The sequence below is a fragment of the Desulfoscipio gibsoniae DSM 7213 genome, from assembly GCF_000233715.2.
GTDB lineage: Bacteria > Bacillota > Desulfotomaculia > Desulfotomaculales > Desulfallaceae > Sporotomaculum > Sporotomaculum gibsoniae.
This window is the reverse complement of sequence record NC_021184.1, coordinates 3281399-3297477: the sequence shown is the minus strand read 5'-3', so window position 1 is coordinate 3297477 and position 16079 is coordinate 3281399. Positions and strand designations below refer to the sequence as shown.

Here is a 16079-nt window from a genome sequence, read left to right as displayed (position 1 = left end):
GCAGCTTATAGAAGTATTTGCAGCTTGAGTTCAGATCTCCCCGGAATTGCTTTCCCCGGGGATTTTTTCATTGTATCAGCTAAAGTAGGTAAAGGAAAGCTAATATAAATACGAACAGGTGGTGATGATGGGCATGCCCGATAATAAGAAAACCTTTAAGCATGAGCTGGTACATGAAGAATCCCCTCGCCGGTTGTGGGACAAGGATGAGCAGGGCGAAGCTCTGCGGCAAAACCCCTATAAGACCCCGCCTAATAACTTGACTACCAAACAGAAAAAATACGGTTTTTAAGGTCAGATGTGTGCTGAGGGTTAGTTTCAGGTACAAATTTAATTTTGTTTTCCTGTAAGTTGTGCTGGTTGGTCATTGATGCGGGCGGCAACTTTCATAAATGGAAGATGCCGCCCTTTTTTGTTGTCTTATAAATTATGCTTGGGTAGGTTTAAAAGTTATAACCAACTGAAGGGTGAAGGTGGCCTGTCCTGTTTTATAAAATAAATTCCTTGGCCAGTTCAGTGAAAGCTGGCAGCGAGTTTTTGATAATCTGTATATCAATACAGTAAGAAAGTCTGAAATAGCCCGGCAGTCCAAATCCGCTGCCGGGAACGAGAAGTAAATTATATTTTTGAGCTCGGCTTACAAACTCTACATCGTCTTCAATGGGGCAGCGGGGGAAGAAGTAAAACGCGCCCATTGGTTTGGTTACTTCAAATCCCAGCTTGGTGAGGTGGTTATAAATAATATCTCTTTTTTCCCTGTAATCATCAATATTCACGCTTTCCCGCTGCAGTGGCGTGATCAAACGCTGCATTAACGCGGGGGCGTTGACGAAACCCAGGGTACGGTTGCAGAACAGCAACCCGTTAAAGATAAGCTCAGTATCGGAAATGTCCGGGTTTATGGCGATGTAGCCGATGCGCTCACCGGGCAGTGCCAAATCCTTGCTGTGAGAAGTAACTATAAAGGAGTTTTTAATATAGTTAAATACGTTGGGCACAGCAGCATCATCATACACAATTTTAGCGTATGGCTCGTCGGAAATTACGTAAACGGCTTGGCCCAGTTCTTTTTCCTTTTCCTCCAGCAACCGGCCCAGGGTGGACAGTGTTTCCGCCGGGTAAATCACTCCCGAGGGATTATTGGGCGAATTGATGATGATAGCCCGGGTTTGAGGCCCAATGGCGTCTACTATGGCTGCCGGGTCCAGTTGAAAACCAGCGGAGGTGGGCACTTCTTTTATCTTGCCACCATGGTTGTCCACATAAAAACCATATTCCACAAAATAAGGGGTGGTCACGATGACTTCCTCGCCGGGGTTAAGCAGTGTTTTTAAAACTACGTTGAGCCCGCCGCCGGCCCCGCAGGTCATGACAATATGACCTGCGGTTACTTCCCGCCCTGTTTCTTCGGCCAGCACATCTGCAATAGCTTGCCTGGTTTCATCGTAACCTGCGTTGCTCATGTACCTGTGCATGCCCGGTATGGGGTTGTTTGCGATCCTTTGTAGTTCCCGGTGGAATGCTTCAGGTGGTTCTACGTTGGGGTTGCCCAGGGTATAATCATATACCTTGTCCGCTCCATGGATTTTGCGCAATTTTTCCCCTTCTTCAAACATTCTACGGATCCAGGATGAAGCAGATAAAGAACTTTCTATTTTTTGCGCTATGGGCATTAAAAATTTCACTCTCCTTTTTGTAATGTAGCGGTACCCTTTCCGTGCCGGTATCGTTACTTAACAATATGACAGTTTTAATTCGAACCGTTTGGTACCAGGCGTTTGAAATCTTTACTAAATTTTAATATCCGCTGTAAATTATTTCTGTATTAAACGAAAAAAACCTGCTTGTAGTGAAATATTAAATGTTGCCGAAAGGCTGCTTTAAGAGGCAGCTGATTATTCTCCAATGTCAAACCTTCTTCTGTCCAGGGTGAAACCCTGTTCCAGGTTGCTTACTGAAATAGCATCCGCCGCTACCAGGCGGTTTTGACCATTTTCGTCAGGGCGAAAGTGCAGCAGCACCACTGAGTAAGGTATTTGCGTGGTTTGCAGACCGCGCAAGCCCGCTGCTCCGGAGGTGCCCGCGTTCACCAAAATGCTGCCTTCTTGCTGGGTTATCGCCATCCGGTGATTGTGCCCGAAAAGTATTACCGGTACATGACCGGCCAGTGCGCGGGCCATTTTGTCATTATGCAGCAGTGCTATATCCACTCCGGGTGCAATTTGATCAATTCTATTCACGACTTGCTGAGTCAGCCTGGGAATGATGCTTAGATCACTTGGTATCACTGTATTATCTGCTGAGGATGGATCGGGCACTCCGTAAAACAATAATCCGTTTTTTTCCACTAAACCGTTTACCACGGTTACGTTAGGGATTTGATTCATTCTATCTATAATGGCTGGCGCATCATGATTGCCGGGAATGAAAAAGTAAGGTATGTCAATATGGTTTAATTGTTCCAGCAGGAGTGCTTCCAGGGGAGTACCAAAATCGCTGATATCTCCCGTATCAATGATCATATCCGCGCCGAACAAATCGGCTACCCGCAGTACGAAATCCATACCCGCCGGGTTATTATGTAAATCGGAAACATGCAGTATTTTAAACTCATCAGTAGTCTCGCCCAGTGGCTGAAGATTATCCAACCGTTCATAAAGTAAATTGAGGTTTTTTGCAATTATTTCTAGATTTTCTCCTACTGTTTCAATCTTACCAAAGGTTTCCTGGGCCAGGCCGACCATCCATGGGGCCACACGAAGCACTCCGGTATATTGTGGGTTGCGAAAGGCACTGATATCGTAAGTTAAATAGGCAGCAGCTAGTAAAACGCCCGCCGTTATACTACCGGTCAGCGAACCTATGATATATTTTTTTAAGTTCCCTTTGCGTGTTAGAAACACGCCCAGTGCTCCACCCAGCATGGCCAGACCTATAAGTTTGATGACAAATATGACGGCCACCTGTTGCAGTACAGTTTTACTTTGCTCGACAACTTCATTGCGCTCCGTGGTGTCACTAAGCAGTCGTTGAATTAGCTGCAAGTCAATATTTTCCAAACGCACGGAAACTAGCAGCGGTGCTGTGTGAGTGTGAGCCCGTACGGTGCCCAGGGGCGGTATTTCAACTTCGGTATAGCCTTTTTCATTAAACTGAACTGTCACTCTGAACTGCAATGCATCAATATTAAACCGCATATACCCGAACAGGCTGACTAAGAGCACAGCACCTGTCATAGCAAGTAAAATGCTGGTAAGCAGTTCGCTTTTTTTCGAAATAGTCATTTTCTACTCCCGTGAAATATGCTAATAATATATTTGCCGGGAACATCATTAATTAACAGGCCTAATTGCGCCTGATTTTTTTAGGAGGTATAAAATGAGCGATAAACCTGCTATTTACGGGGGAAAACCAGTATGTGAACATCTTTTGCCCCTGGCCGGGGCTGCTGTGGATGATAACGATATACAAGCCGTAACCGAGGTGCTGCGTGGGGGTAGGTTGGGATGTGGTGAAACTGTGCAGAGATTCGAAAGGGCTGTGGCCGAATATGTGGGTGCCAGGTATGCTGTGGCATTATCCTCAGGTGCGGCCGGCCTGCATGTTGCTCTAATGTCAGCCGCGGTGGGCCACGAAGAGGAAGTTATTACTTCACCGCTGACCCATCCTGCCACTGCCAATTGTATTTTATACCAAGGGGGTATTCATACCTTTGCCGATATAAACAGCGCTACTTTCAATATTAATCCCGGGGCAGTGGCATCAAAAATAAGCAGTCGCACCGAGGCACTGATACCGGTGCACTTTGCAGGTAATCCCTGTGACCTGGATGCACTGCACAAGCTGGCCCGGGACAATAACCTCATTGTTATCGAGGATGCCGCCCACGCTTTGGGCGGTGAGTACGACGGTAAAAAGATAGGCGCGTTAAGTGACCTGACGGTTTTTAGTTTTAGTGATCCCCAGCATTGTTATACGGGGGAGGGTGGCGTGGTAACCACCAACTCGGAGGAACTTTATGAGTGGATGATGATATTCCGGGAAAATGGGTTGGTCAGCAACCCGCGCAAATTAACCAGGAACGAGGGACCCTGGCGGGTGGAGATGCAGGACCGGGGCTACAATTACCGGATGACCGAAATGCAGGCAGCCCTGGGTATTGCCCAATTGGCCCGGGCGGAGGAATTTATTGAGCGGCGCACAGCTATTGCTGAAATGTACAATCAGGTGCTGGCCGGTCATCCTGCCGTGTTGCTGCCGGAACAAAACCCCCGCGGTCGCTCCACCTGGCATTATTTTTTACTGGCGCTGCGCCTTGAGCATATTAAAGCCTCCCGTTCTGACATATTTCATGCCCTGCGGGCGGAAAATGTTGAAGTAGGTGTGCATTACCTTCCGGTATTTTTGCATCCCTATTACCTGTGGATAGGCCATCCCGACGTGTGTACTTTGGAAGGCAGTCTTTGCCCACGGGCTGAGGAACTGTACCAGTGTCTTTTAACCCTACCTTTATACCCGGCTATGACTGACCGGGATGTGCAGGATGTCATTACCGCAGTGATTCGGGTTTTGAACTATTATATGCTATAAAATACACCCCTTATTGTGAGAAATATCACAGCAACACAGCGAGCTGGGTTACTTTAAACAGCAGCAAGAAGGGATATATTAATAACAGGCAGCAAACAAAAAATGTTGAGGTGATAAACATGGCTAAAAGACAAATCGTTAAAATAGACGAGGAGAAGTGTAATGGTTGTGGGCTTTGTGTGAGTCCGTGCGTGGAAGGTGCCATCACCATTGAAAATGGTAAGGCCAAGGTGAAAAGAGAAGAATTATGTGACGGGGCTGGTTTTTGCATTGGTGTGTGTCCCCAAGGTGCATTAACAGTTGAAAACCGGGAAGCAGTAGATTTCGATGAGCACGTGGTGGAAATGCATGTAAAACAAAACCCGGGGTCATATATTCCCCAGGCTTGCTTTAACTGCGGAAAAAATGAAGACGAAGTTGCAGTTTTACCATGCCGTAAAAAGGGGCAAAGCCTTTGGGTGTGTACCAAATGCCTGCCGACTTTGATTCACGGTTAATTATTTGGGATCACCGGGCCCGTTGTTTATGCTCGTGAACATGCTGCGTGCCTGTTCAAAACTGGTATTCATGGCTGTAATGCCTTCACGGAGAATACCTAGCGAACGCGATGTCTGGTCAATCAGTCCCCTGACAAATCCCAGTTTGACGTCGGCCTTGCTATCGGTACTAAGGACCAGCAAAATAAGTATTAAGAACAATGAAAAAGGATTTACATTATTGGACAATTACATGGCCTCCCTTCACCAAATATCAATTATCTCTATATAATATGCCATGATCGTTTTATGGTGAAAATTTAGAGGCCTGATTACATTGGCAAATATTATTATTGCTGGTATTACCAGCAGTAAATTATCCCGTGGCTAAATTGTGCAGCTAAAGTTTAATCAGTGGCACGCTAATTATTTTGTCAGCTTTACAGGCCGGGCAGGTAAATAGGTGATGGCAGTAGTTATCCTCAAAGCTCATGTTGAAATAAGGGCTATAAGGTCCTGCGTAATCCGTCACCGGACCGGAATCCTGCATAATTTGACCACAGGAGCACCGGGGGCTTAATTTTTCCAGGGCGTTGCATAATACACAGGCAGTTTCCATTAAGTAAAACATCCCCTTAATTTTTTTCTGACAGCAAATACGCTAAGTTTCTTTAACAATTTTTAAGATTTAGTGGACAGGTGGTACACACCCTTCGATATCTACAAATTGATGATGTTAAAATCCCATTTATATTAAGCTTATTTATTATATTGCCCGATTATAATTCGGTCATGAAAAAACCCGCGCCATAGCACGCGGGTTTTCTTTATATAATGCAATTATTTGCATTGGGGGGGTCTAAAATTCCTCCAGCAGCTTTATTTTTAACACTTTTCCGCTGGGTGACTTGGGGATCCTGGGGACAAACTTAATTATTCGGGGTAGATTATTAGCCTGTAGCTGGTTGCTCTGTTTCATAAAGGCAAATAATTCCGCTTCTGTAATATCTTCAACACGAGGCACAATAAAGGCAACCAGGCACTCTTCGCCATCCTGGCCGGGTGCGTTTATTACCGCCACCTCATCCACCGCAGAGTGTTCATACAATACATTTTCCACCTGGCGAAACATAAGTCTATTGAACACCGGTGAAGCTTCGCCACCCATTGTTTGATTATATTCCATTATTTTTCCCTCCCCTTTTTATAGCCTATCGTTGGTTAATTGATTATTCCGAAAGATTATTTTTGAGCTGTCTCGAACTGTAAATATTATACCGGTGTGAGTAATTAAACTGCAGTTAATTTTAATAACTTAATTACATTATATGATAAATTCTTCTTAATTTTTAAAAAGTCCTTCTTTTCTAAAAATTTTAAGATTAAAAATATTGGAAAAAAAGCAAGTTAAGTTTTTTGGGCAGCAGTCTGTCCGTAATATGTATTTAAGGCTTTCTTATTGCCGGCTGTATTTTTTTTTCTTTTGTACCAGGAAGACTACTACCAATCCAATTCCGGTACCTAAAAGGTCTCGGGCTAAGTCGTAGATATCCGGGTAACGGGTGGGGATAAAATACTGGTGAATTTCGTCGGTGATGCCGAATAGCAGACACAATAGAAATGCTTTCATAAAAGGACGCCTATGCTTATACTTTGTTAAAGCCAGGTAATATAAAGGTCCCAACACAAAGTAAGCAACTATATGGCCCGGGTTGAGGTTATCAAAAAATGGAAACAATGATTGTAGTTCACTGCCCGTGCGCCCGGATAGGTAAAATATCAATGCCATCCAGAGGATGGCGGGAATCCAGTACATAGTTCGTTGGCTCCTATAAAAAAGTTTATATCAATTATAGAAAGCATGGATTGGTTTTCAATATCCAAACATGTGGTATTATATCATATAATGTTATTTTTGGGGAGGTTATCTGTTTGCGCTTTATTTTTATTGTGCTGGTTACATTGCTGCTGGACCAGCTTTCTAAATATATTGTCACATCGCGTCTGCTGGTGGGAGAATCTATACCCGTGTTGCCGCCGGTATTTTATCTTACTTATATATTAAATCCTGGTGCTGCCTTTGGCATGCTGGCCAACCGCACCGATATTTTTATTGCTGTATCGCTGCTGGTGCTTGTGGTTGTGCTGGCTGGTTACCGTTATTTGCCTAAGGAAAGGATTTGGATGCGCCTGGCTTTAGGATTGGTGGTGGGCGGTGCTTTGGGTAATCTGATTGACCGGGTGCGCCTGGGGCGGGTAATTGACTTTTTGGATTTTCAAGTTTGGCCTATATTTAACCTCGCGGACACTGCTATAGTGATCGGGGGGTTGCTTTTAATTATTGATATCTGGCGCAGTGATAAAGAGGAAAAGCAAAGGGTGGATAGCGGTGCCAAAAACTGAAATATATCAGGTGGACGCGGGAGATGCGGGAGTGCGCCTAGATGTTTTTGTGGCATTCAAAGAGGAACAGTTAAGCCGGTCGTTTGTGCAAAAGCTGATAGGCGATGGTGCTGTAACAGTGAATCAGGAGGCGGTTCGAGCAAATTATCGTTTGAAGGAAGGGGACACGGTAGCGGTGGTTGTACCTCCGCCTGTGGAACTAAAAGTGTGCCCGGAACCTATACCGCTGGATATATTTTATGAAGATAAAGATATTATTGTAGTGAATAAACCCAGGGGTATGGTGGTACACCCGGCGGAAGGTAATTACTCGGGCACGCTGGTTAATGCACTGTTGCATCATTGTCAGGATCTTTCAGGTATTAACGGCGTGCTTCGTCCCGGCATTGTGCATCGCATTGATAAGGATACCTCGGGCTTATTGATGGTTGCTAAAAATGACCTCGCCCACGAGCATTTAGCGGGTCAGTTAAAAGAACATACCGTCCGGCGTGGCTACCTGGCGCTGGTCCACGGCGTGTTGACCAGTGACCTGGGGGTAGTGGATGCACCAATTGGCCGGCATCCCCGTGAACGGCAGAAAATGGCTGTAACCAACCGTAATGGCAAGGCAGCGGTGACCCACTACCGGGTGCTTAACCGGGCGGGTAATTATACATTGCTGCAGCTGCGACTGGAAACGGGGCGTACGCACCAAATCAGGGTGCATATGGCCTACATTGGCTACCCTTTAGTAGGGGACACTAAGTATGGGCCAAATAAGTCACACTTATTGGATGGCCAGTTTTTGCATGCCTATTTGCTGGGTTTTGTCCATCCTCGTAGTGGTGAATACCTGGAATTTACTGCGCCTTTGCCAGTGGAGTTGACTGCTAAATTGCAAAGACTGGGCATTAGCGAAAATTCATTTAAAGACCTTACTTAAATAAACGAATGGTTTCCAGAAACAGCGCGGTCAGTCCGGCCGCCATCAGGGGCCCCACAGGGACACCGTTTAAAAAAACAATACCGATCATCGAACCTATCAGCAGTCCGAAGATCATTTCCGGGTCTATTTGTAATAAACGTAATCCTTCACCGTTTAAATGGGTGGCTAGTGCTCCCCCAAGGATTGCCAGTATGCCCGGCAGCGATGTAAAGGTGCTCACTAATTCCTTTTCCGTTACTTTACCGCTGGCCACGGGTACTAAAATGGCCAGTAATAAGAATAGTAAGCCTATTTCCAGGCCCCTTTTTTCCAGCAAAGAAAATATAAAATGCAGGTTGGTGAATTTTATAATCAGTAATACGCAGGCAGCGGTGGCAATTAAATTAGAGCGGGCAATGATGCCCACCAGGAGTAGTGCCACAAGCAGTGGTACTCCATTCATATTCTCGCCTCTCAATGACAATTTTTAGTAAATATATGCCGCCGCTGTCTACTGTATTACCTGGTTTAGTTAAAGTGGCTATTATATAGTTATTTTGTAAAAAGCTTACAAGCCAGCACATATATAACATCATATAGATCTGTTAATTAATTTGTTACTTTAAATTTCCTCCGGATCGGTTATTACCAACTGTAGAGTATCGGCCCGCAGGCCTACCCTGAGAGCTTCCACGGCCAGTACTTCCTGAGGCGGGATATTGCCCAGGTTCACATCTGAACCGAACCTGGTAATTAGGTCTTGCTGTTGAATTTTAAGCGGTGCTTCCCAGATAATCAATGATGGGTCGCCAATATAATTCATAATTACTTGTAAATCCTCATCAGCCATTTTACCCTTTGCGTCGTAAAGTCCTACATTCAGGCCGCATTCACGGCCTTCCATAATCACTTTATAAGCTCCATTTTGTAAATCGCGCAAAGCCATTTTGGCCAGCGTTTCCACAGGTACTTCAGCACCGTTGTTCTTTTTGCCCACCTCAGTTAATACTCTAAAGCCTTTTTCTGCAGCTAATGTGATGGCTTGTTCTCTCACCTCCTCGCTTAAAGGGATGGTCCCGTCGCTGACTTCAATGGCCGTAAAACCAAAAAATTTGCATGTGTCGAGAAACTCCCTAATTTTATTTTGCCATAATGCTATTTCTAAAAAGGTGCCCCCCGGATAGATATCAATGTTATACGAACGCACCAGCTGTATTTTTTCCTCCAGTGTACCTGCGGCATAAAGCGCGGAGGTGCCAAAACCCAGCTTGAGAAAATCAATGTGCTGGTAATTGATTTGTAACAAGTCCCGGGTTTCCCCTATGCCTATACCTTTGTCAATTACCATGGTTAGTCCCTTGTTCCTGGGTTTGGCTGTCCGCTTACCCAGCGGATATGTTATAACCTCTTGCCAGTTACTGTTCTGTGCGTATTCGGACAAAATATCAACTCCCTTCCCGGTGATTACACGCGCCCGGGGGAACGCATGCAGATGCCCACCCCCTTTGAGTTTTTTAGCCGGGACAGGGATTATTGTGCACCTTTAAAAAAAATATTCATTTCTCATCAAGTTGGTTACCAGGTTGGCCTACCAAATAACGGTGCTCCTGCGTATATCAAGTCAGGTGGTTAAATCCATCCAAATTTTAATGCAGGGGCGATTGGGTTTTTGAAGTGATAAATGAAGAAAACGACTAAATAAAATTAGTAACTGGGGTTTAAGAAGGGAAGCCGTAATTGCTGGCTTCCCTTTTTGATTAATTATTTGCTCATTGAGTGCGTTAGTGCAATATGTTTTCTTTAGTTATTAACATTGTGTTTGGGTTGCCAATTATGAAGGTTAATGAGAAAATAGAAAAAGACTGTAAAGAAAGTTGGTGCCCTGCTTTGCCACAATTAGTATTGGATGGCCGGGTTTTAAATTATACCATCAAGCGCAGCGGTAAAGCCTCATCTTTGAGAATAACGGTCGATGCGGTGGTTGGCATTCAGGTTACGGCACCGGTAAAATATAAAACCGAGGTCATTGGTCGCATTATGCAGGATAAAAGTGCCTGGGTATTAGAAAAGATGGACTATTTATCGGCATTGGCTGGATGTCCCTTGCCAAGGATGTTTGTCGATGGGGAGCAATTCTTTTTTTTGGGTAACCGGTATACCGTTAAGTTGCATATTAATGATCAAATAATGGTTGATACAATAAAAATTAATGACCAGACAATGTTTATTGAGGTGCCTCTGGCACTGCACCAAGAGGGTGGGGCCGCCGCGGTTCGGGCTGCCTTGGTTAAATGGTATAAAAATAAAGCTAACTATATATTAAATAATAGAATTAACTTATATAAAGAAGTTATAGGCGTGAAACCGGCGAAAATCAGGATCAAGGAGCAAAAACATCGCTGGGGCAGCTGTTCGGGAAAGGGTAATTTGAATTTTAACTGGCATCTGGTGATGGCTCCTGTTAATGTCATTGATTATGTTATTGTGCACGAGTTGTGCCATTTAAAGAGACTTGATCACAGCCCGGCATTTTGGGGTTTGGTGGAGGCAGTGTTGCCGGATTATCAAATTCGCCGCCGTTGGCTGAAAAGGTACAGCCCGGTACTTACTTTTTAATAGCAGGTAACGTGATATAATCCTCAATGAGTCATTTATTATGTGGGGTAGCCATAGAAATTATTACGTTATTGCTTCACAAAGATCTTTGAAAATTACCATAGGGATGATAAACTTATTAATCCGTGAGTGGGAGGTGAATAGAGTGGTTGCACCGGAAAGCAAACTTATGGGTGCGGTTTGTCATGGTTCTATATTCTTTGGTTTACCTATTTTAGTGCCTTTAATTGTATATCTGTTAAAGAGGGATGATGATTTTGTTAACCATCATGCCCGGGAGTCGCTGGCCATGCATATTATAGGCCTGCTATTAGGCGCTGTGGTGGGAATACTTTGCCTGGTAATCATTGGTTTTTTGCTGGTCATACCCCTGGCTATATTAGGACTGGTCTATACAGTCTTGGCCATCGTGGCCATTATTAAATGCTTATCAGGGCAATATTATTATTATCCGTTTACTTCCAAATACGCAGAGTCCTGGTTCTATACAAAATAAATCTTTGTATATAATTTATACGTCAATTTGTGTGAGTTTTGTCATTATAAGAAATAATTCACTTTCTTTGCAGGAATAAGCCTAGCGATGGTCGAATGGTTAAGTAATGGTCATTTTATTTAGCGATCATTGCTTAACTTTTTTTTATACAGGTAAGTGAATTATGGTACAATATTATTACTGGAATACCGTGCGTATTATAAAAAAGGGAGGTTTTGATGTGGATCACCTGGTGCCAATTAGAACTGTTGACGACATTTTTCCGAAATATCGGGATACTCCCATTGGTCGCTTGCTGCAGTATCATAACCTGCAGTCCCCCCTGGATAGCTATGAACATGCGGAAGTGGTAATCGGTATGTGTATGGATAATCGCAAACACTTGCGCATACCCGACAATTTTGCCTATGTGCTGCGTACCGGCGGTGGCAATCTCCGCTACAGCGAGTTTAAGATTTCCTACGCTATAGCCGTTGGTGGAGTTAAGGCTATTGCCTTAATTGGCCATGATAAATGCGGCATGGTAAACCTCATGGCCAGAAAAGATAAATTTGTGCAGGGATTAGTGGATAGAGCCGGCTGGGACAAGGAGCGGGCTGAAGAGCATTTTATGCATTTTGCGCCCATGTTTGAAATTGATAATGAAATTGAATTTGTTATTAGTGAAGCGAAGAGACTGCGCTCGCGCTATCCCAAAATTTTAGTAGTACCCATGTTTTATGGTATTGATGATAAACTTTTATATTTAATTAATGAATAATGGTTTAAATAAATAAATAGATAACACGGGCGGGTGAGATGATGGATCCCCGCCTTTTTTGTTTATTTGCACTAAATGTTATACTTAAGATATAGTGGTTTAAGTTGATATTTAAAAAATCATTTGGAGGGCGATTATGGCCATTAAAATGACTATTTTTTCCGATTATGTATGACCGTTTTGTTACATCGGCAAGGGTATTGTCGACAAACTAAAGCAGGAATTCGACATCGCAGAGGAGTGGGTTGGTTATGAGTTGCATCCTGAAACACCATCCCAGGGTAGGCTGATCAGGGAATTGTTTCCTGATGTGGATGTGAATAAGATGCTGGAAAACTTCCGGCGGGCCGGACAGCCTTATGGGATTGAATTTAGCGGTATGAACCTGGTGGCTAATTCTTGCCTGGCGTTGCAGGCCAGCGAATTGTCCAGGGACAGGGGAAAATATGAACAAGCACATGCCCGGCTGTTTAAAGCTTACTTTCAGGAGGAAATGAATATCGGCGACAAGCAGGTGCTAATAAAGCTTTTTATAGAACTTGGTTTAAACGAAGATGAATTAATTGAGGCGCTGGACAAGCAGCTTTATCTGCCTCGTTTGCAAAAAAACCGGGAATTGGCCCGGCAATACGAAATTACGTCGGTGCCCACGTTTATCATTAATGAAAAACAAAAGCTGGTGGGGGCCCAGCCTTATCAAGTATTTCAGCAGACACTGAGACTTCACCAATAGTTATAAAACCTAAGCCCCGGTAAAACTATCCGGGGCTTACCAAATTTGCACATTTCATCATATATTTTTGTCTCTGTGTGGAGATTCTTTATAGCTAAACCACTAGTATGAGTTAATGTTGTCATCAAATGCCCCAAGGTTATTTTCTCCCGCGGGAGCTGCAAAGACAGTACCGTTAAACTTATAAACCCCGGTTATTGTGCTACGGCCCGCATCGGCCAGGCCATCCATTTGCTGAGCAGCAAAAAGAAAGCCGTTACCACCAAGGCGACCAGCACGGAATAAAGTCCGTTAAATGAGCCAACCAGACCTGCATGTTTGCCATAAACATAGATTAGGTAATGCAAGACAAAAATATTGAGGGCGTTTCTGCCAGCCCAAATGGCCGGGTAAACATATGCGCCATCTGTCTTTACAAAGAGTAAAGCGGCATACATCAGCAATGCCAGGCCCACTACAAAAAGTATATAACTGGGGGAGGCAGGAAACCTGGTGATTAAAAACCCGGTAAAGTGCCCCACCAAACCCAATGTCATAACTGATAAACCTATAGCGGCTATAGTTGGGGGTTTATAATTACCAGTTAAAACATACGTGGCCATAAATAGGCCTATGGATAAAAACCCGATCAAAAGAACCAGTGAAAAATCACCCAACAAAATTCGGGACAGTTTAGCTGGTAATAAATAAGCGTAGGGATAAAAAAAATAATACCCTGCTAAGGCCGCGGGTCCGGTAAATAACAAAACGGTCTTCCGGGCCGGTAAAAGATACAGTACTCCAATTAAAATGCTGGCTGCGGCCAGTGACTGCAGCACTCCCCAGTAGAAAAAACTGGCCTGCCCAAAAGCGGCAAGACAAAGAATCAGGCCGGTGAGATAAAGCTTTGTGCTCCTTTGCGCCAACTTTTTAAGCATATCAACGGTCCCTAGATGTTTAGTTTGCATGGCGTTAATCGAATAGTAAAGGGACATCCCGCAAACAGTAAAAAAAATGGGGGCTGCTATGTCTCCAACACTGATGCGGCCAATAATAGTGATTATGTCCCGTATGGAACCGGTATACAGCCAGGTTACAACGTGGTGAAAAATCATTAAAATTACAGCGATACCCCGCAAGATATCGAGACTATAATCCCGGTTATACCGACCCGGGACAGAATTACCGGGCAAATTTATCAGCACCTGTCGCTCCTCCCCTCGTTAAGCTGAAACATAAAATTTACGTTTATCCCTACACTTTTATCCAACCCTGCGCTGGCCTGAGGGGTCAAGCCCTGTCAGCTGATTCAAGCGTGCAAAGAGAGCTTGAACACCTCAAAATTATTTTCCTTCGCAGTTTCTATAAAACCAGTTATTTATTTAATGGACGAAATTACATATCGCCAGGTTCCAAGTTTTACAGTTATATCTCAATAACCTGGTTCAAATACCTTTTTTACTGCAGCCACAGCTTCTGCCCGTAAAACCATAATAGCAAACTGATTATGAATTTCATTTAAAGAAAATTCCATTTAAGTCCTACGATTTATCCGTTTCTAACGTCTATACTTATAGAAGGGAGTGAATCAGGTGGATATACGGAGGAAATTATCGAATTTGTTTTGATGCAGTTCATATTAAAGATCAAGAATTCTGGCATAAGCATATCTGCATGGAATGGCTTGATGAAAATCAAGTTAAAATATCTTTCCCCATGCCTGAGAACGACCGGGTTACTTTGCAGTTGAGAAGTGTGGGGGAGAGAATGCCCAAGGTTGTTTCAAACCCCAATAAGTGAGGCAAGTGCGGCACAGCCATTTTATATGAAAGCCATAGTTCCAGGGGAAAGAAATGAACCAGAGGTTCAATTTTGTTTATTCATGAACCGGGGATAGATCTTTATGTAAATCAATGTAGGCTTTAATTATAGTCAATATAAAACCAATGTGTTGGTTACCCATGTTATTTAAAATATGCAGGTAAAGCATAAGTTCTTCTGATAAATTCTCTGGTGATTCAACAAAAAGTAAGCTTGCTTTAACACCGAGAACTTCTGATATTATAGCAACGAGCTCTATAGAAGGATTTTTCTGTCCTCTTTCCAAGTACCCCCAATAGGAAGGTGTAATACCGACTAAAGAGGCCGCTTCCGTCTGCGAAAAGCTTTTTTGAATTCTGTAATACTTTATATTTTTTCCAACAATCTTTTTAATCATTTTAAGCCTCGATTTTTATTGTATACACATAGTTTATTTTTGTTGAAATATGTAACCTAATAGTTATATAATATGTTTGAATTATGTTTAATATCTGTTTCACAAAGGCAAACTACATCGAAAGATTAGGGCGCAAAGCCATGGGTCTAAAGCGCTTGAGCTTATTAATAGTGCAATGATTGCCAGGTTGCGGGAGAAAATGATATTAAAAGATAATTAATATCTTTCCCCCTCTTATCGATGAATATGTCTTTTGTCAAAGAGGAGGAACAATAACAATTGCATTTGGATATAGAAACCGTCAATAACATACTTTCAGGGTTTCCTCATGACCTGAAGATGCATTCTTTAAATGTATGTTATCTAGCTAAGAAAACAGCTGAATATGCTGGTTATACCTACCAAGAGATAAAAGAAATAACATTAGGGGCTTTACTTCATGATATCGGTAAAAGCTGCATTGATGAAAAAATACTGTATAAACCTACAAAACTATCGGACAAAGAATTTTCTATAATTAAACAGCATACCGTGTTAGGCACCGACATGATATCTAATTTTGAAGAATGCAATAATCTTTTACCAATTATTCTTTATCATCATGAGCACTGGGATGGAAACGGTTACGAAGGTTTGTGCGGAAGGGATATACCTAAACTGGCACGCATTGTGGCAATAGCAGATGCATTTGATGCAATGACAAGCCCTAGGCCATATCAAAAGCCTAGAACTTTAAATGATGCTCTTTTGGAACTTAATAGGAATAAAGGCCTGCAATTTGCCCCTGATTTAGTCCAGATCTTTGAATTATGTATTTTAAAATTAATTAAAACGCCTCCCAAAACATTTGAGATGAACTTTTGGCATCAAGCATTTAGCAATATTGTATAAACAATATTGA

20 protein-coding genes and 1 riboswitch are annotated in these 16079 nt (G+C 43.1%); of the genes, 10 read left to right on the top strand and 10 right to left on the bottom strand.

Going from position 1 to position 16079, the window contains the following annotated elements; translation table 11 throughout:
- The first annotated feature begins 133 nt into the window (after nucleotides 1-133).
- Nucleotides 134-292 carry a hypothetical protein gene (locus DESGI_RS24715; RefSeq protein ID WP_157872798.1) on the top strand — a complete coding sequence of 53 codons (159 nt, stop codon included), beginning with the start codon at nucleotides 134-136 and terminating at the stop codon, nucleotides 290-292.
- 196 nt (nucleotides 293-488) lie between these two features.
- Here DESGI_RS24715 and DESGI_RS15545 read toward each other — a convergent pair whose 3' ends face one another.
- The gene (locus DESGI_RS15545) at nucleotides 489-1673 is read right to left on the bottom strand and encodes a pyridoxal phosphate-dependent aminotransferase (RefSeq protein ID WP_006524152.1); all 1185 of its coding nucleotides are present in this window, start codon (nucleotides 1671-1673) and stop codon (nucleotides 489-491) included.
- Nucleotides 1674-1895: 222 nt separating this feature from the next.
- Nucleotides 1896-3284: a metallophosphoesterase family protein gene (locus DESGI_RS15540; protein ID WP_006524151.1), complete on the bottom strand. Its 1389-nt coding sequence runs from the start codon at nucleotides 3282-3284 to the stop codon at nucleotides 1896-1898.
- Between the two features lie 94 nt (nucleotides 3285-3378).
- On the opposite strand from DESGI_RS15540, the gene DESGI_RS15535 reads away from it, so the two are divergent.
- Both DESGI_RS15535 and DESGI_RS15530 read left to right on the top strand, forming a co-directional pair.
- Nucleotides 3379-4590: a DegT/DnrJ/EryC1/StrS family aminotransferase gene (locus DESGI_RS15535; protein ID WP_006524150.1), complete on the top strand. Its 1212-nt coding sequence runs from the start codon at nucleotides 3379-3381 to the stop codon at nucleotides 4588-4590.
- Between the two features lie 119 nt (nucleotides 4591-4709).
- On the top strand, nucleotides 4710-5087 hold the full coding sequence (locus DESGI_RS15530; protein ID WP_006524149.1) for an ATP-binding protein: 378 nt from the start codon (nucleotides 4710-4712) through the stop codon (nucleotides 5085-5087).
- Here DESGI_RS15530 and DESGI_RS15525 read toward each other — a convergent pair whose 3' ends face one another.
- From DESGI_RS15525 to DESGI_RS15510, 4 genes are all read right to left on the bottom strand, one after another.
- Complete coding sequence (locus DESGI_RS15525; protein WP_006524148.1) at nucleotides 5088-5315, bottom strand: hypothetical protein; 228 nt, start codon at nucleotides 5313-5315, stop codon at nucleotides 5088-5090.
- Between the two features lie 151 nt (nucleotides 5316-5466).
- Nucleotides 5467-5685 carry a hypothetical protein gene (locus DESGI_RS15520; RefSeq protein WP_006524147.1) on the bottom strand — a complete coding sequence of 73 codons (219 nt, stop codon included), beginning with the start codon at nucleotides 5683-5685 and terminating at the stop codon, nucleotides 5467-5469.
- A gap of 240 nt (nucleotides 5686-5925) precedes the next feature.
- Nucleotides 5926-6252, bottom strand: coding sequence for an AMP-binding enzyme (locus DESGI_RS15515; protein ID WP_006524146.1), 327 nt, complete (start codon nucleotides 6250-6252; stop codon nucleotides 5926-5928).
- 270 nt (nucleotides 6253-6522) lie between these two features.
- Nucleotides 6523-6882: a VanZ family protein gene (locus DESGI_RS15510; protein ID WP_006524145.1), complete on the bottom strand. Its 360-nt coding sequence runs from the start codon at nucleotides 6880-6882 to the stop codon at nucleotides 6523-6525.
- Between the two features lie 116 nt (nucleotides 6883-6998).
- Here DESGI_RS15510 and lspA point away from each other — a divergent pair, with 116 nt between their 5' ends.
- Nucleotides 6999-7469: a signal peptidase II gene (gene lspA / locus DESGI_RS15505; RefSeq protein WP_006524144.1), complete on the top strand. Its 471-nt coding sequence runs from the start codon at nucleotides 6999-7001 to the stop codon at nucleotides 7467-7469.
- Nucleotides 7456-8394: an RluA family pseudouridine synthase gene (locus DESGI_RS15500; RefSeq protein ID WP_006524143.1), complete on the top strand. Its 939-nt coding sequence runs from the start codon at nucleotides 7456-7458 to the stop codon at nucleotides 8392-8394. Before lspA ends, DESGI_RS15500 begins: the two co-directional genes overlap by 14 nt.
- On the opposite strand, the gene DESGI_RS15495 is transcribed toward DESGI_RS15500, so the two are convergent.
- The gene (locus tag DESGI_RS15495; protein ID WP_006524142.1) at nucleotides 8387-8839 is read right to left on the bottom strand and encodes a DUF441 domain-containing protein; all 453 of its coding nucleotides are present in this window, start codon (nucleotides 8837-8839) and stop codon (nucleotides 8387-8389) included. The two genes, DESGI_RS15500 and DESGI_RS15495, sit on opposite strands and share 8 nt — an antisense overlap.
- A gap of 159 nt (nucleotides 8840-8998) precedes the next feature.
- Nucleotides 8999-9817 carry a phosphosulfolactate synthase gene (gene comA / locus DESGI_RS15490; RefSeq protein ID WP_006524141.1) on the bottom strand — a complete coding sequence of 273 codons (819 nt, stop codon included), beginning with the start codon at nucleotides 9815-9817 and terminating at the stop codon, nucleotides 8999-9001.
- Between the two features lie 392 nt (nucleotides 9818-10209).
- On the opposite strand from comA, the gene DESGI_RS15485 reads away from it, so the two are divergent.
- The 4 genes from DESGI_RS15485 to DESGI_RS15470 all read left to right on the top strand — a co-directional run bounded on the left by DESGI_RS15485 (nucleotide 10210) and on the right by DESGI_RS15470 (nucleotide 12981).
- Nucleotides 10210-10992 carry a M48 family metallopeptidase gene (locus DESGI_RS15485; RefSeq protein WP_052543954.1) on the top strand — a complete coding sequence of 261 codons (783 nt, stop codon included), beginning with the start codon at nucleotides 10210-10212 and terminating at the stop codon, nucleotides 10990-10992.
- Nucleotides 10993-11137: 145 nt separating this feature from the next.
- Nucleotides 11138-11488, top strand: coding sequence for a DUF4870 domain-containing protein (locus DESGI_RS15480; RefSeq protein WP_052543953.1), 351 nt, complete (start codon nucleotides 11138-11140; stop codon nucleotides 11486-11488).
- Between the two features lie 220 nt (nucleotides 11489-11708).
- Nucleotides 11709-12248, top strand: coding sequence for a carbonic anhydrase (locus tag DESGI_RS15475; RefSeq protein ID WP_041285594.1), 540 nt, complete (start codon nucleotides 11709-11711; stop codon nucleotides 12246-12248).
- Nucleotides 12249-12435: 187 nt separating this feature from the next.
- The gene (locus DESGI_RS15470; protein WP_083939893.1) at nucleotides 12436-12981 is read left to right on the top strand and encodes a DsbA family oxidoreductase; all 546 of its coding nucleotides are present in this window, start codon (nucleotides 12436-12438) and stop codon (nucleotides 12979-12981) included.
- 194 nt (nucleotides 12982-13175) lie between these two features.
- On the opposite strand, the gene DESGI_RS15465 is transcribed toward DESGI_RS15470, so the two are convergent.
- Entirely contained in the window at nucleotides 13176-14165 is a 990-nt protein-coding gene (locus tag DESGI_RS15465; RefSeq protein ID WP_006524136.1) for a heparan-alpha-glucosaminide N-acetyltransferase domain-containing protein, read from the bottom strand.
- Nucleotides 14166-14836: 671 nt separating this feature from the next.
- A complete protein-coding gene (locus DESGI_RS23230; protein ID WP_006524134.1) occupies nucleotides 14837-15178 on the bottom strand; it encodes a helix-turn-helix domain-containing protein in 342 nt (113 codons plus the stop codon).
- A 96-nt stretch (nucleotides 15179-15274) separates the two neighbouring features.
- Nucleotides 15275-15373: riboswitch (cyclic di-GMP riboswitch) on the top strand.
- Nucleotides 15374-15457: 84 nt separating this feature from the next.
- On the opposite strand from DESGI_RS23230, the gene DESGI_RS15455 reads away from it, so the two are divergent.
- On the top strand, nucleotides 15458-16069 hold the full coding sequence (locus DESGI_RS15455; RefSeq protein ID WP_006524133.1) for an HD-GYP domain-containing protein: 612 nt from the start codon (nucleotides 15458-15460) through the stop codon (nucleotides 16067-16069).
- Nucleotides 16070-16079 lie beyond the last annotated feature (10 nt).

What these genes read in the sequence shown, in the direction of transcription:
- DESGI_RS15535 (WP_006524150.1), top strand. Translation starts at nt 3,379, where the DNA reads ATGAGCGATAAACCTGCTATTTACGGGGGAAAACCAGTATGTGAACAT.
- DESGI_RS23230 (WP_006524134.1), bottom strand. Translation starts at nt 15,178, where the DNA reads ATGATTAAAAAGATTGTTGGAAAAAATATAAAGTATTACAGAATTCAA.
- DESGI_RS15520 (WP_006524147.1), bottom strand. Translation starts at nt 5,685, where the DNA reads ATGGAAACTGCCTGTGTATTATGCAACGCCCTGGAAAAATTAAGCCCC.
- DESGI_RS15540 (WP_006524151.1), bottom strand. Translation starts at nt 3,284, where the DNA reads ATGACTATTTCGAAAAAAAGCGAACTGCTTACCAGCATTTTACTTGCT.
- DESGI_RS15530 (WP_006524149.1), top strand. Translation starts at nt 4,710, where the DNA reads ATGGCTAAAAGACAAATCGTTAAAATAGACGAGGAGAAGTGTAATGGT.
- DESGI_RS15495 (WP_006524142.1), bottom strand. Translation starts at nt 8,839, where the DNA reads ATGAATGGAGTACCACTGCTTGTGGCACTACTCCTGGTGGGCATCATT.
- DESGI_RS15515 (WP_006524146.1), bottom strand. Translation starts at nt 6,252, where the DNA reads ATGGAATATAATCAAACAATGGGTGGCGAAGCTTCACCGGTGTTCAAT.
- DESGI_RS15510 (WP_006524145.1), bottom strand. Translation starts at nt 6,882, where the DNA reads ATGTACTGGATTCCCGCCATCCTCTGGATGGCATTGATATTTTACCTA.
- DESGI_RS24715 (WP_157872798.1), top strand. Translation starts at nt 134, where the DNA reads ATGCCCGATAATAAGAAAACCTTTAAGCATGAGCTGGTACATGAAGAA.
- DESGI_RS15545 (WP_006524152.1), bottom strand. Translation starts at nt 1,673, where the DNA reads ATGCCCATAGCGCAAAAAATAGAAAGTTCTTTATCTGCTTCATCCTGG.
- DESGI_RS15485 (WP_052543954.1), top strand. Translation starts at nt 10,210, where the DNA reads ATGAAGGTTAATGAGAAAATAGAAAAAGACTGTAAAGAAAGTTGGTGC.